This window comes from Streptomyces sp. NPDC019531 (assembly GCF_044903305.1).
Lineage (GTDB): Bacteria > Actinomycetota > Actinomycetes > Streptomycetales > Streptomycetaceae > Streptomyces.
On the sequence record NZ_JBJDQL010000004.1, the window covers coordinates 92,315 to 106,781 of the forward strand.

Below are 14,467 nucleotides of genomic sequence, written 5' to 3' on the forward strand. Positions count from 1 at the left end.
TCTGCTGATGTCAGGCGACAGCCGCCGACGATGGAGACGGTAGGGACGAGGGCGGGTGCGCCGCGTCCAGCAGTGGGTGTAACTCCCGCTCCACTGTGGGTGGTAGCCGCGTTTTCACTGCAACTCGCTTACTACATCGAAAGATTGACGTTTCATCATGTACGGGGGCGCTACGCTGCGGCGATGCGGATGCGTACGCCCCGGCCGCTCGTCGTCGACACCCTGCTCGCGCTCGCCACGGCCTGGGCAGCCGTCCGGCTGGGGCAGCGGTCGGTGTCACCGGGCTGGCCCGAACTCGATGCGGGCGCCTATGCACTGATCGGTCTGATACATCTGCCGGTCGCGCTGCGGAGCCGGGCGCCGTTGGTGGTCTTCGCTCTCGTGCAGTGCGCCGGAGCCGTCTACATCACCCTGGGCTACTGGCCGTTGATGTCCGCGTTCGGTTCGATGCTCGTCCTGTACACGGTGGCGTCGATGCGCCCGGCGCGGACCGCCGTCGGCTGCGCCGCAGTGATGACCGTCGTATGGATCTACGCCTCCGCGATCAATGACCGTATGACCCTGGGATCTGCGGTGAACCAGGCGTTGCTGTACTGCTCGATGCTGGTGTGGCTGGGAACGCGCGTCCGTCTCTCCAGCGAAATCAGCCAGACACTGCGCGTGCGGCAGGCCGAGCGGACCCGTCGCGAGGTCACGGAGGAACGCGCGCGCATCGCGCGTGAGCTGCACGACGTGGTGGCCCCTCACATGTCGGTGATCTCCGTGCAGGCGGGCCTGGCCCGGTTCGTCGTCCACTCCGACACGGCAACGGCCCACAACGCGCTCCGCATCATCGAGGACACCAGCGGTGAAGCCCTTGAGGAGCTGCGGCGCGTGCTCCAGATACTGCGGCACGACGAGGTGGGCGGTACCGAGTGCGCCGCCCCCATGCCCACCCTCGCCCGCCTCGGCGACCTGGTCGAGCGGATACAGGCCGGTGGTGTCCCCGTCGATCTGCACGTCGAGGGCACTGTGCGGCCCCTCGCGCCCGGTGTCGAACTATGCGCGTACCGCGTCGTGCAGGAGGCCCTGACCAACGTGCTCAAACACACCGATCACGCGCTGGTACGAGTACGTCTCCACTACCGGCAGGACGAACTGTCGGTCAGCGTCACCGACGACGGACACGGGGCGACTTCCGGCCGGGTTCCGGAAAAGCGCGGACATGGCTTGATGGGCATGCGGGAGCGGGTCAAGCTCTATGGCGGGACGATCAGCGCCGGCCCACACGACGGGGGAGGGTTCGCAGTCCGCCTGACCCTGCCGACCCCGGCGGCCGCGGCGGCCGCCGCACGATGGGGAGACGACGACACGAGATGATCAGAGTGCTCGTCGTCGACGACCAGTTCCTCATCCGCGCCGGACTCACCGGACTGCTCGACGCCGCGCCGGGTTTCGAGGTCGTGGGCCAGGCGGGGGACGGTGAGGAGGCGGTCCGGCTGGCCGCCAGGACACGCCCCGACGTGATCCTCATGGACATCAGGATGCCAGGCATGAGCGGCATCGAGGCGATCGAGCGCATCCTCGCCGGCGCGGGAGGACCCCTTCCGCGGGTCCTGGTCCTGACCACCTTCGACCTCGACGAGTACGTGTACGGCGCGCTACGTGCAGGCGCGTCCGGCTTTCTCCTCAAGAACTCGGGGCCCGAGCGACTGCTGGCCGCGGTCACCGCGGTCCAGGGCGGTGACGCGCTGTTCGCCCCCAGCGTGACCCGGCGGCTGGTCGAGGCGTTCGTCCGCCAGGTCCGGTCCGCACCGGCCGCCACGCCCCCTTCGGCCCTCGGCATGTTGACGTCCCGCGAGACCGAGGTCCTCAAGCTCATCGCGCACGGCCTGTCGAACCTGGAGATCGCCGACCGGCTCTCCATCAGCGAGGCGACGGTCAAGACACACCTCAACCGCACCATGACCAAGCTGAACCTGGGCAGCCGGACCCAGGCCGTGGTGCTGGCGTACGAGAGCGGACTGGTGACTCCGGGGGGATGACGCCACCAGCCTGGCAGACCGCGACTCCCCACCGGATAATCGCGTGCACCCCGCCCTCGTACGGCAGTACCGTCGCCCGGTGATCGATGACGACGGGTACTTCGGAGAGTCCGTCGCGGCGGCGTACGACAAGTCGTCGGCGGAGATGTTCACGGCGGACGCGGTGGAGCCAGTCGTGGACCTGCTGGCAGAGCTCGCCGGGCAGGGGCGGGCCCTCGAACTCGGCGTCGGTACCGGGCGGATCGCGTTGCCGCTCGCTCGACGCGGGGTCGAGGTGCGCGGGATCGAGTTGTCCCGGGCGATGGCGGAGCGGCTGAGGGGCAAGCCCGGTGGTGACGCGGTCGGTGTGACGATCGGGGACTTCGCGTCGGCCCGCGTACCCGGCGCCTTCACCCTCGCCTACCTCGTCTACAACACGATCATGAACCTGACGAGTCAGGACGCCCAGGTGGACTGCTTTCGCAATGTCGCGGCCCACTTGGAACCCGGCGGGACCTTCGTCGTCGAGGTCATGGTTCCCGAGCTGCGCAAGCTCCCGCCCGGACAGAGAGCCGTGCCCTTCCACGTCGGCGAGAAGCGACTCGGCTTCGACACCTACGACGTCGCCACCCAGGCGATGGCCTCGAACCATGTCAAGGTCGAGGACGGCCGGGGCTCGTTCTGGACGATTCCGTTCCGGTACGTCTGGCCCGCGGAGCTCGACCTGATGGCCCGGTTGGCCGGGATGCGGCTGCGGGACCGCTGGGAGGACTGGAGCCGCGCGCCGTTCACGCATGAGAGCGGGAAGCATGTGTCGGTGTGGGAGAAGGCCGCGGACTGATCAGCCGGCCCAGTCGTAGACCTCGGCCTCCCGGCCGGAGTTGTACAGCCGGGCGTAGGTGCCGCCCCAGGCCAGCAGCTCGTCGTGGCGACCTGTCTCGGTGATGCGGCCGTGCTCGATCACGACGATGCGGTCGGCGTCCGGGGCCAGGTCCAGGTCGTGGGTGATCATGATCGTCGTACGGCCGGCCATCAGGCGGCGCAGGGGGTCGACGATACGGCGGGCGGCCAACGCGTCCAGGCCGGTGGTCGGTTCGTCGAGGACCAGGACCGGGGCGTCACGGAGGATGGCCCTCGCTATCGCCAGGCGTTGCAGCTGGCCTCCGGACAGGCGGGCCGAGTTGGGGTCGACCTGGGTGTCGTAGCCGTCCGGGAGGCCCATGACGAAGTCGTGCGCGTCGGCCGCCCGTGCCGCTTCGACGATGGCCTCCTCGCTCGCCCCGGGCCTGCCGCAGGCGATGTTCGCGCGGACCGTGTCGTGCAGGACCAGGGTCTCCTGGGGGAGCAGGGCCACGTATTCGCGCAGGCGGTCGAGGGGGAAGTCGCGCAGCGGGACGCCGTCCAGCAGGACTTCGCCCGCCTCCGGGTCGTAGAAGCGCGGCAGGAGTTTGGAGAGGGTGGACTTGCCCGCTCCGCTGGGGCCGGTGATGATCACCAGCTCGCCGGGGTGGACCGTGAAGGAGAGGTCCGAGAGGGCCAGCCCCTCCGTGCCCGGGTAGCGGAAAGAGACGTTCCGCAGTTCCACCGTGCCGTCGGGGCGGCCGGTCCTGCGCTGGGTGGCGCCCGCCGGGTCGGTCACCGACGGCCTCGCGTCCAGGATCTCGACCAGTCGCTCCGCGCCTGCCGTGGCCGCGGTGACCAGCAGGCCGAGTTGGGCGAGGCTGCGGACCGGTGGGTAGAGGTAGCTCAACAGGGCGGCGAAGGAGAGGAGTTGGCCCAGGGTCATCTGGCCCTCCGAGATCTCCCATACGCCGATGCCGATCACGGCCAGCACACAGAGCGTCTCGATGACCTGGACGAGTTGGCCGTATGCCTGGTTCAGACGGGCCGAGCGAACCGCCGCCCGGAACCACGCCGTGGCCTCCTGCCGCAGCCGGCGGCGCTCGGCGTCCTGGCGGCCGTAGGCCTGGGTGAGGACGAGGTTGCCGAGGGACTCCTCGACGACGGAGGTGACCGCGCCGTCGGCGACCCGGCCGTCCCGCGCGACGGACTTGACCCCGGCGGAGAACCTCCGCGCGGCCAGCCAGAACAGCGGGGCCAGCGCGAAGGTGGCGGCGGCCAGGTCCCAGCGCAGCCAGAACGCGGCGGCCGCGTAGAAGACCGCGCTGAAGACGGCGGACGCGGTGCCGATCAGGCCGGACACGGCCATCTGCTCGATGGACTCGACGTCTCCGGTCAGGCGTGACAACAGGTCGCCCTGGCGGTGGCGTTGGAAGAAGTGCGGCGGCAACTTCTGCACATGGTCGAAGACATGCTCGCGCAGTCTCATCACGAACCGTTCGGACACCCATACGGCGAGGGAGCCGCCCGCGTAGCCGACGGCGGCGCCGGCCACGGCGAGGGCGAGCCACTGGGCGGCCGGTGACCAGAAGGCGTCCAGGGAGCCCTTCTGGAGCGCGTTGTCGGTGAGTTCGCCGAACAGCAGGATCGCGGCGGTCTCGGCGAGCGCGCCCAGCACGGTGCACAGCCAGACGGCGACGAGCCAGCGGCGCAGTCCTCTGGTCATCGGCCAGAAACGACTAAATGCGACGCGTGGACGGAGGGAGGGGAGACCCGCGGGCACATGTTCTTCGGCAATGGGTACGGCCGCGGAAACCGATACAGGAAATCCGTATTCGGACAGTACGAAATCCTGTGGCACCGCCCGCGGATAATCGGCCTCCGAATTACGCCGGGCCCTGCCTTTGTGCTTGCGCATCTCCCCTCCCGATTACGTCAGCCGACCCGGCGAGGCGGTACGGGCTCACCCGGGCGGGGGCCACGGCGGCCCGGCTGGCGGGGCGGCGGGACCTGGTTCAGATTCTGGTTCGGATTGGGGCCGGCGTTCTGGCCCGCATTCCCATTCCCTCGCGGCGTGAGGGGAGCGATCACCCTGAAGCTCATACTAATCCTCCTGAGTTTCCAGTACGTGCGCCGGATGAGAAGGAACTTAACAGCTCCCTCCGCGATGCAGGCGAAAACTCAGAAAGAAAGGCGCCGATAAACGCTGTGAATACCTTGGTGATTCCTAGGGAGTTCCTGGGTCACCCCCTCCGACCTGCGAACGGACCGCCCCCATGCTCGCCGCGATCACCAGCGCGATGGCGAGTGCCTGGACCGCCGACAGGGCCTGGTCGAGGATCAGGAAGCCCGCGAGGGCGGCCAGGGCGGGCTCCAGGCTCATGAGGATCGCGAAGGCGGAGGCGGGCAGGGTGCGCAGGGCGAGGAGTTCGAGGGTGTAGGGCAGCACGGAGGACATCAGGGCCACCGCCGCGCCCAGGCCCACGGTCACCGGGTCGAGGAGTTTCGTGCCCGACTCCGCGATGCCCAGCGGCAGGAACGCCAGCGCGCCGACGGCCATGGCCAGGGCGAGGCCGTCGGCCTGCGGGAAGCGGCGGCCGGTGCGGGCGCTGAAGACGATGTACGCCGCCCACATGGAGCCCGCGGCCAAGGCGAAGGCCACGCCCCATGGGTCCAGGTCGCCGAAGTCACCGCCGCCGAGGAGGAAGACTCCGGCGAGCGCGAGTCCGGCCCAGACCGCGTTGACCGCGCGGCGGGAGGCGAGCACCGAGAGCGCGAGCGGGCCGAGCACCTCCAGGGTGACCGCGGGGCCGAGGGGGATGCGGTCGACGGCCTGGTAGAAGAGGCCGTTCATCGCGGCCATGGTGAGACCGAAGGCGACGACCGTGCCCCAGTCGGCCCGGGAGTGGCCGCGCAACCGGGGGCGGCAGACGAGCAGCAGGACGACCGCGGCGGCCATCAGCCGCAGCGTCACGACGCCGAGCGCCCCCGCCCTCGGCATCAGCAGCACGGCCAGCGCGGCGCCGAACTGCACGGAGACAGCGCCGGCGAGCACCAGGCCGACGGGGCCGAGGGTGGTGCGGCGGCGGGACGCGCCGACGGCGGCGGACGGGGTCGTGGAGACGCCGGCCGTGGCGGGGGTGTCGGGCGTGGTCACGGGCGGTCCAGATGCTCGGCTCGGAGTGGTCCGGTGGCGTGCACCGCGCTGTCCAGTCGGATGCACTTCCGAGTTCAGAGTAATGGACCGTCGTCAGGCGCGTAAACCCGTTATGCCGCTGTCTCGGGCCGTGAGACGTCAGATACCGGGCCGGGGCCTGTTCGGCGGTCGGGAGTTGGCTGAGCAAGAAACTCAGGGCCGCACCATGAACACATCGACCGGGTCCTCGCTCTCCACGACGAAGCCGTGCCGCTCGTACAGCCGCTGGGCCGCGCTGCCCTGGAGGACGTTCAGGCGGACGGGTTCGCCGCCGACGTCGGTGCGGGCGAGCAGGGTGCGCAGGACGGCCGAGCCGAGGCCGCGGCCCTGCAGGCGCGGGTCGATGAAGAAGTGCTCCAGCCAGTGCCCGTCGTCCGCCCGCCGCAGCGCCACACAGCCCGCGAACCGGCCCCCGGCCTCGATGACCGACATGTCCGCCGCGACGAAGGCGTCCCGGAACCGCTGCCGCACCCGGTGCTCGTCGAATCGCCCCAGCCGCTCCAGGTCAGGGCGCATCACCACGGCCCGCAACTCGACGATGACCTCGACGTCGGCCGGGTGCGCGGGACGCAGGGTCCACTCCACTCCCTCCAGGAGCCCGCCCTGCCGTCCCAGGGCGGTGTCGGCCATGACCTCACTCCGCACCGCGCGGGCGTGCGCGGGATCCTGCTCGCTCACGTTTTTCGGTCGAGTTCCTCCGCCAACACCTCCACCAGATGTTTCCCCCGCACTCCCGCAAGCTGCTCCAACTGCGTACGGCAGGAGAACCCGTCGGCCAGTACCACCGCGTCCTCGGGCGCCTCCCGTACCGACGGCAGCAGCTGCTCCTCCGCGCAGGCCCGCGACACCTCGAAGTGCCCTTTCTCGAAGCCGAAGTTGCCCGCAAGGCCGCAGCAGCCTCCGGTCAACTCGCCGGTGAGTCCGGCGGCCTCGCGCAGGCGTCGGTCGGCCGTGTCGCCGAGGACCGCGTGCTGATGGCAGTGGGTCTGGCCGACGACCGGACGGTTCAGGGCCGGTGGCCGCCAGTCGGGGGCGAGTTGCTCCAGCGCCTCCGCGAAGGTGCGGACCCGTGCGGCGAGACGGGCGGCGCGCGGGTCGTCGTGCAACAGCTCGGGGAGATCGGTGCGGAGGGCGGCGGCGCAGCTCGGCTCCAGGACGACGAACACCGGCGGCTGAGCCACGTCGTCCATTTCCGGCAGCAGGAACGGCTCCACCAGGTCCAGCGTGCGGCGCAACACCGCGCGGGCCAGGTCGAGTTGGCCCGTGGAGAGATACGTCAGCCCGCAGCAGGCGCGGCCGCGGGTGCGGCCCCAGGGTGCGGACGCGCCGACGCCCTCGACCTCGCCGTCCTTCGACCGCCGCACGTTCCACGGCCGCGTCGGCAGCTCGACGGCCCCGATCCCGGCCGCCTCCAGCACCCGCACCGCCGCCCGGCCGACGTCCGGCGAGAGGTGCTCGGTGAAGGTGTCCGGCCACAGGAACACCATCTGCCCGGGCATCTCGGGTTCCCCTCCCGCCCGCGCCTCGGCCATCCACCCCCGCGTGCGCTTCCGGTTCCGCCGCCGCAGCCACTGGCTGAACGTCTCCGTCGCCACCTTCGGAATCCGCCGCTCGGCCGCGATCCCGCCGATCCGTTTGGCGAGGGCCCCCAACGGCCGTACGGCAGCGAGGGCGTTGACCACGGGAGCCATCCGCAGCCGCTCCACCCAGCGCAGCCACTGCGGCAGCCGGCCCATGCTGTAGTGGCCGGCCGGCCGCCGTCGCCCCGCGTAGTGGTGGTGCAGGAACTCCGCCTTGTACGTGGCCATGTCGACCTCGACCGGGCAGTCGGACCGGCAGCCCTTGCAGGACAGGCACAGGTCCAGCGCGTCCCGCACCTCCTCTGACCGCCAGCCGTCGGTCACCACGCCGCCCGCCTCCCCCGCGAGCATCTCGTGCAGCAGCCGGGCACGCCCGCGCGTGGAGTGCGCCTCCTCGCCGGTGGCCCGGAACGACGGGCACATGACGGCGGACCCGGTCGCCGATGTCGTACGGCATTTCGCGACCCCCACGCAGCGCCGTACGGCAGCGGAGAAGTCGCCGCCGTCGGCCGGGTACCCGAACGCGACGTCGACCGGTTTCCGGGGCAGCACGGAGAAGCGGAGGTTGGTGTCGAGGGGCGCCGGGCGGACCAGCATCCCGGGGTTGAGCAGGTCGTCGGGGTCCCACACCGCCTTGGCGCGCGCGAACAGGGCCACCATCTCGGCGCCGTACATCCGAGGCAGCAGTTCGGCCCGCGCCTGTCCGTCCCCGTGCTCCCCGGACAGCGACCCGCCGTGCGCCGCGACGAGATCGGCGAGTTCCTCGGAGAAACGCCGGAAGCGGGCGATGCCCGGCGGGGTGAGCAGGTCGAAGTCGATGCGGACGTGGATGCACCCGTCACCGAAGTGTCCGTACGGCGTCCCGCGCAGCCCGTGCGCCCCGAGCAGCCCCCGGAAGTCCCGCAGATAGGCCCCCAGCCGCTGCGGCGGCACCGCGCAGTCCTCCCAGCCGGGCCAGGCCTCGGAACCGTCCGGCATCCGGGTCGCCGTACCGCTGGCGTCCTCGCGGATCCGCCACAGCGCCCGCTGTCCGGCCGGGTCGGTCACCACGAGCGCGTCGAGGACGTCGGCCGCGCGCACGATCCCCTCGGCACGCGCGCGTGCCTCGGCCGGTGACTCCCCGCCGGTCTCCACGAACAGCCAGGCACCGCCCCTCGGCAGCGAGACCGCCGAGGGCACCAGGTCGGCTGCCATGCCCTCCACCGTCAGGGGGCGGTGCTGCAGCAGCCCGGCTGCGGCCTCGGCGGCCGCGCCTTCGTCCGCGTACCCCAATACCGCGAGCACACGCGCGCGTGGCGCCTCGACGAGTCGTACGACGGCTTCGGTGAGGACGCCGAGAGTGCCCTCGCTGCCGCAGAAGGCCCGGGCGACGTCGGCCCGGTTCTCCGGCAGCAGGGCGTCCAGGGCGTACCCGGAGATCCGGCGGGGCAGCTCGGGGAAGCCGGTCCGCAGCCGCGCCAGCTCACCGTCGACCAGCTCCCGCAGCCCCGCGGGCGCCCCGGCCCACCCCTGCCCGAGCCGCAGCCGCTCCCCGCGCGCGGTGACGACATCGAGCTCGCTCACACTGTCCGCGGTCGTCCCCCACGCCACCGAGTGCGAGCCGCACGAGTTGTTCCCGATCATCCCGCCGAGCGTGCAGCGGCTGTGCGTGGACGGATCGGGCCCGAACCGCAGCCCGTGCGGGGCGGCGGCGTCCTGGAGCCGGTCGAGCACGAGGCCCGGCTGGACGACCGCGGTGCGGGCCTCGGGGTCCAGGGAGACCAGCCGGTTCATGTGCCGGGTGAAGTCGAGCACGACCCCGGTCCCGGTGGCCTGCCCGGCGATGGACGTACCCCCGCCCCGCGCCACCACGGGCACCCCCCGCGCCCGGCAGACCTCCAGTACGGCGGCCACGTCGTCGGCGTCTCTGGGCGCCACGACCCCGAGCGGAACGCGCCGGTAGTTGGACGCGTCCATGGTGACCAGGGCCCGCGACGCGGTGTCGAATCCGACATCACCTCGAACAGACCTGCGCAGCTCGGCTTCGAGTTCCGTCATGTGTCCAGGAAACCAAAGTCGCCGTCTCACCCGACGGACTACGTTTCGACCAGGTTTCCCCGGGCGGCTACCCTCCAGTCGTGGCTGAGATCCAGATTCCTGCTGACATCAAGCCCGCCGACGGTCGATTCGGCGCGGGCCCCTCCAAGGTGCGGGTGGAGGCGCTGGACGCCCTCGCCGCGACCGGTACGTCCCTCCTCGGTACCTCCCACCGCCAGGCCCCGGTCAAGAACCTGGTCGGCCAGGTGCGCGAGGGAATCTCCGAGCTGTTCCAGCTCCCCGAGGGCTATGAGGTCGTCCTCGGCAACGGCGGCTCGACCGCGTTCTGGGACATCGCGACGCACGGCCTGATCGAGAACAAGTCGCAGCACCTGACCTTCGGCGAGTTCTCGTCGAAGTTCGCGAAGGCCTCCAAGCTGGCCCCCTGGCTGGCCGAGCCGACCGTCATCTCCTCCGACCCCGGCACGCACCCGGAGCCGGCAGCCGAGGCGGGCGTCGACGTGTACGCCTTCACCCACAACGAGACCTCGACGGGTGTCGCGGCCCCGCTGAAGCGGGTCGCGGGCGCCGACTCCGGGTCCCTGGTCCTGGTCGACGCGACGAGCGGCGCCGGCGGCCTTCCGGTGGACGTGTCGGAGACGGACGTCTACTACTTCGCCCCGCAGAAGTCCTTCGCCTCCGACGGCGGCCTGTGGATCGGCGTGTTCTCCCCGGCCGCGATCGAGCGCGCGGAGCGGATCCACGCGTCCGGCCGCCACATTCCGGAGTTCTTCTCGCTGCCCACGGCGATCGACAACTCCCGCAAGAACCAGACGTACAACACCCCGGCGCTGGCCACCCTCTTCCTCCTCAACCAGCAGCTGGAGTGGATCAACGGCCAGGGCGGCCTCGCGTGGTCCACGGCCCGCACGAAGGACTCGTCCACCCGCCTCTACACCTGGGCGGAGGAGTCCAAGCACGCGACCCCGTTCGTCACGGACCCGGCCAAGCGCTCCCAGGTCATCGGCACGATCGACTTCGCGGACGAAATCGACGCGGCCGCCATCGCCAAGGTCCTGCGCGCCAACGGCATCGTCGACACCGAGCCCTACCGCAAGCTCGGCCGCAACCAGCTGCGCGTGGCGATGTTCCCGGCGATCGACCCGGCGGACGTCGAGGCACTGACGAAGTGCGTCGACTACGTGATCGACAAGCTCTGATCACTTCGGTACGACGATGAGGGGCGCCCGGTGAACACCGGGCGCCCCTTGTCGTCCGTCGGCTCGCGCTCAGCTCACGCTCAGCCGCGGAAGCCGAGCAGCGCGTGCAGGTCGTCGCCGGTGACCGGGGTGGCCGGCGTGGCGGTGCCTGTCAGGGCCGATGCCGTGGCCGGCTGGGCCGCCGCCGGCTTCGGGTCGGGGAGCTTCTTGCAGGTCGCGTCGGCGGTGCCGTGGCCGCGCGGGACGGTGCCGTCGGTCAGGTACTTGGCGAGGTACTTGTCGAGACAGGCGTTGCCGCTCAGGGTGATGCCGTGGTTGCCGCCGCCCTGCTCGACGACCAGGCTGGAGTGCTTGAGCAGCCGGTGGACGGTGACGCCGCCCTGGTACGGGGTGGCCGCGTCGTCGGTCGCCTGGAACAGGAGCACCGGCGGGAGCTTGGAGTTGGCGACGTTCACCGGCTTCAGCGTCTTCGTGGGCCAGAACGCGCACGGCGCGTTGTACCAGGCGTTGCTCCAGGCCATGAAGGGAGCCTTCTCGTAGACGGCCCAGTTGTCCTTCTGCCACTGCTTCCAGTCGCGCGGCCAGGAGGCGTCACGGCACTGCACGGCGGTGTAGACGCTGTAGCCGTTGTCGCCGGAGGCGTCGATCGCGGCGAGGTTCTCGTACGCCTCGACCAGCGGGGCGGCGTTCTTGTCGTTCACGTACGCGGCGAACGCTGTGGCCAGGCCGGGCCAGTAGCCGTTGTAGTAGCCGCCCGGGATGAAGGTGTCCTCCAGCTCGGCCGCGCCCACCTTGCCGCCGACCGGGTGCTTCGCCAACTCGGCCTGCATCGCGTACCACTTGGCCTCGATCCTGGCCGGGTCGGTGCCGAGCTTGTAGGTGGAGTCGTACTTGGCGATCCACGCCATCAGCGCCTTGTGGCGGGCGTCGAAGGCGTAGTCCTGCGAGATGTTGGCGTCGTACCAGACCCCGTCGGGGTTCACGATCGAGTCGAGGACGAGTCGGCGTACGTGGGTCGGGAAGAGCTTCGCGTAGACCTGGCCGAGGTAGGTGCCGTACGAGTAGCCGAAGTAGTTGATCTTCTTGGCGCCGAGGGACTTGCGGATCGAGTCCATGTCCTTCACGGCGTTGATCGTGTTGATGTACGGCAGCACGCTCGCGTACTTGCGGCCACAGGCGGCGGCGAAGGACTTCGCGCGCTCCAGGTTGGCCTTCTCGATCGCGGGCGTTCTCGGGACGCTCGCGGGACGCACCGGGTTGAAGTAGCCCGGCTTGCAGTCGAGGGCGGGCTTGCTCTCACCGACACCGCGCGGGTCGAAACCGATGACGTCGTACTGGGAGGCGACCGCCTTGGGCAGGCTGGAGGCCACGAACGCGGCGAGCGTCAGCCCACTCCCACCGGGGCCGCCCGGGTTGACCAGCAGCGGGCCCTGGTACTTCTCCGCGGTGTGCGGCACCCGGGACAGGGCCAGGGTTATCTGGCGTCCCTTCGGCTTGGCGTAGTCGAGCGGCACCTTCACCGACCCGCACTGCAGGGTCGGGTTGTCGTCGGTACCGCACTTCTTCCAACTGACCTTCGCCGGAAGGGCGGTGGCCGAGGGCACTGACGTACTGGCCGCCGCGGGAACGGCCACGACGGTCCCCGCGAGGACAACGGCCGCACCGCCGAGCACAGTTGCGCTTCTTCTCATGAACTTCTCTCAGCACATGGGGGGTTGGGGTCAGGACCGAAAGCCTCACGGTCCTGACCGAATCCTGCCGAAGCACCGATCGAATGAGAAACACCTGAACGAGAGATTTGAATCTCCTTTGATCCTGAGCCTCACAGACCGGGACGAGGACACCCCGCGCTCATGTCGCTTCCGCGCGGACGATCAGTGTGCCGATGTGGCCGGCGTGCGGAGCGTCGAGAACCCGCGCTTCGGCCGAGGCGAAGCCGGCCCGGGTGAGCAGCCGCTCCCACACGGCAGGACGGTAGCTGTAGCGGTAGGTGAACATGGCCCTGCCCGCGAAGCCGCCCTTGTACATGCCCTGCGGGCCGTACGCGCCGGGGATGGCGGGACGGGCGCCCTCTCCTCACGCCGCCGTACAACTCACACTCGGCACACCCCCGCCCCCAGGCGCTCCCCCGAACCCGAAACTCGCCGAACCGCCCACCGGGACCGCCCCGTTGTGCGAGGCGTTCGTCGCCGTCACGGTCGAACCGGACTGCGTGTACGACGCGTTCCACATGGACGTCACCTGCTGGGCGCCCGGCCAGGTCCAGGTCACCTTCCAGGAACTGAGCGCCGCAGAACCGGAGTTGGTCACCTTCACCTCGGCGTTGAAGCCGCTGCCCCAGTCGCTGCTGACGGTGTAGGCGGCGGTGCAGGCCGCCGTGCCGCCGCCCGGGTCACCGGGGTCGCTGCCGCCGCCCGAGGCCGGGAACCCCGGCGCCTTCACGCTCGCCAGATACCCGTCCTTCACGGTGTCCACCGTCTGCCAGTCGTCCTTGAGGATCCCGCCCGTGTCACCGGAGTTCGGGTTCCACGACCAGAAGGTCCAGTGGAAGGAGTCGGCGCCGTACGTCGACGTCGGGCGGAGATAGGACACCAGTGCCGCCAGCCACTTCTGGTCCACGGTGGACGCCAGCGTCGTACCGAACTCGCCCACCCACACCGGCGCGATGTTCTGCTTGAAGATGTAGCCCCAGTACTTGTCCCAGATCCCCGGCATGTTGGCGGGGAACGCCGGATCGCTGAACCAGCTCTGCTGGGCCACGCTCGTCGCGTAGTCGTGGGCCGAGTACACCACCCGGTTGGCCACGCTCAGCTGGACCGGGTACTGGGCCACGCCCATCAGGTTGCCGCCCCACCAGCCGGAGACGCCGTTGAAGGTCTGCACGCCCTCGACGAAGATCAGGAGGTCGGAGTTCACGCCCAGCACCGCGTTCCCCGCCCTCTGGGCCGCGAGGCGCCAGTCCGTGGCAGTGTCTCCGCAGCCCCAACAGGCCGGGTCATGCGGCTCGTTGTGCAGATCTATGCCTACGACCGTGTCCTGGCCCTTGTAACGCGTCGCCAGCGCCTTGAGGTTGGCGATCCACGTGGACTCCGGCACCGCGGCCGTGTACCAGAGCGCCGACTGGCCGCCCGAGTCCGGCCGGTGCCGGTCGAGGATGACCTTGAGGCCGTCCTGACCGGCGTACGACACGATCCTGTCCAGGACGCCGAGAGAGTTCAGCCCCTGGAGGTCGGCGTTCTTGCCGCTGGAGAAGTCGATGCTGTTGGGGACCGTGCCCGACTTGAAGATGTCGTCGCTGAACGGGATGCGGATGGTGTTGTAGCCCAGTGACTTCATCTGGTCGATCATGGACTTGTAGTCGCGGGACCAGAGGCCGTGGACGACGTAGTTGCCGGTCTCGAAGCCGAACCAGTTGATCCCGGCGATCCGGACCGGCTGCCCGGACGCGTCCAGGATCTGACGGCCGTTGGTGTGCCAGTAGCCGGCGCCGGCGTCGGCCGCCCGGACCGTCTCGGCCCGGGCCGCCTGTACACCGGCCAGCGGCAGCACAAGCGCCGCGGTCACCGCACACAGCGCTTTTCGCAAGCTGCGGAACATGTCGCTGCTTCCTCT

10 protein-coding genes and 1 pseudogene are annotated in these 14,467 nt (G+C 70.3%); 4 read left to right on the plus strand and 7 right to left on the minus strand.

The window, feature by feature from the left end; translation table 11 throughout:
* Positions 1-183: 183 nt before the first annotated feature.
* From ACI2L1_RS06660 to ACI2L1_RS06670, 3 genes are all read left to right on the plus strand, one after another.
* The gene (locus ACI2L1_RS06660; protein ID WP_404738213.1) at positions 184-1,359 is read left to right on the plus strand and encodes a sensor histidine kinase; all 1,176 of its coding nucleotides are present in this window, start codon (positions 184-186) and stop codon (positions 1,357-1,359) included.
* Positions 1,356-2,024, plus strand: coding sequence for a response regulator (locus tag ACI2L1_RS06665; protein ID WP_404738214.1), 669 nt, complete (start codon positions 1,356-1,358; stop codon positions 2,022-2,024). Before ACI2L1_RS06660 ends, ACI2L1_RS06665 begins: the two co-directional genes overlap by 4 nt.
* Positions 2,025-2,103: 79 nt before the next feature.
* Complete coding sequence (locus ACI2L1_RS06670) at positions 2,104-2,844, plus strand: class I SAM-dependent DNA methyltransferase (RefSeq protein WP_404738215.1); 741 nt, start codon at positions 2,104-2,106, stop codon at positions 2,842-2,844.
* Here the strand turns inward: ACI2L1_RS06670 and ACI2L1_RS06675 are convergent, their stop codons facing one another.
* The 4 genes from ACI2L1_RS06675 to ACI2L1_RS06690 all read right to left on the minus strand — a co-directional run bounded on the left by ACI2L1_RS06675 (position 2,845) and on the right by ACI2L1_RS06690 (position 9,656).
* Positions 2,845-4,569, minus strand: a complete 1,725-nt coding sequence (locus ACI2L1_RS06675; protein WP_404738216.1) for an ABC transporter ATP-binding protein — start codon at positions 4,567-4,569, stop codon at positions 2,845-2,847.
* A gap of 501 nt (positions 4,570-5,070) precedes the next feature.
* Entirely contained in the window at positions 5,071-6,000 is a 930-nt protein-coding gene (locus tag ACI2L1_RS06680; RefSeq protein ID WP_404738217.1) for an EamA family transporter, read from the minus strand.
* 192 nt (positions 6,001-6,192) lie between these two features.
* On the minus strand, positions 6,193-6,669 hold the full coding sequence (locus tag ACI2L1_RS06685) for a GNAT family N-acetyltransferase (protein ID WP_404738449.1): 477 nt from the start codon (positions 6,667-6,669) through the stop codon (positions 6,193-6,195).
* A 44-nt stretch (positions 6,670-6,713) separates the two neighbouring features.
* A complete protein-coding gene (locus ACI2L1_RS06690) occupies positions 6,714-9,656 on the minus strand; it encodes an FAD-binding and (Fe-S)-binding domain-containing protein (RefSeq protein WP_404738218.1) in 2,943 nt (980 codons plus the stop codon).
* Between the two features lie 80 nt (positions 9,657-9,736).
* Here ACI2L1_RS06690 and serC point away from each other — a divergent pair, with 80 nt between their 5' ends.
* Positions 9,737-10,855, plus strand: coding sequence for a phosphoserine transaminase (gene serC / locus ACI2L1_RS06695; RefSeq protein WP_404738219.1), 1,119 nt, complete (start codon positions 9,737-9,739; stop codon positions 10,853-10,855).
* An 80-nt stretch (positions 10,856-10,935) separates the two neighbouring features.
* Here the strand turns inward: serC and ACI2L1_RS06700 are convergent, their stop codons facing one another.
* The 3 genes and pseudogenes from ACI2L1_RS06700 to ACI2L1_RS06710 form a co-directional block, all read right to left on the minus strand.
* Entirely contained in the window at positions 10,936-12,546 is a 1,611-nt protein-coding gene (locus ACI2L1_RS06700; RefSeq protein ID WP_404738220.1) for an alpha/beta hydrolase, read from the minus strand.
* Between the two features lie 160 nt (positions 12,547-12,706).
* A pseudogene (locus ACI2L1_RS06705) lies at positions 12,707-12,916 on the minus strand (SAM-dependent methyltransferase); the annotation flags it as partial.
* Between the two features lie 15 nt (positions 12,917-12,931).
* Positions 12,932-14,452: a cellulase family glycosylhydrolase gene (locus ACI2L1_RS06710; RefSeq protein ID WP_404738221.1), complete on the minus strand. Its 1,521-nt coding sequence runs from the start codon at positions 14,450-14,452 to the stop codon at positions 12,932-12,934.
* Between the last annotated feature and the right edge of the window lie 15 nt (positions 14,453-14,467).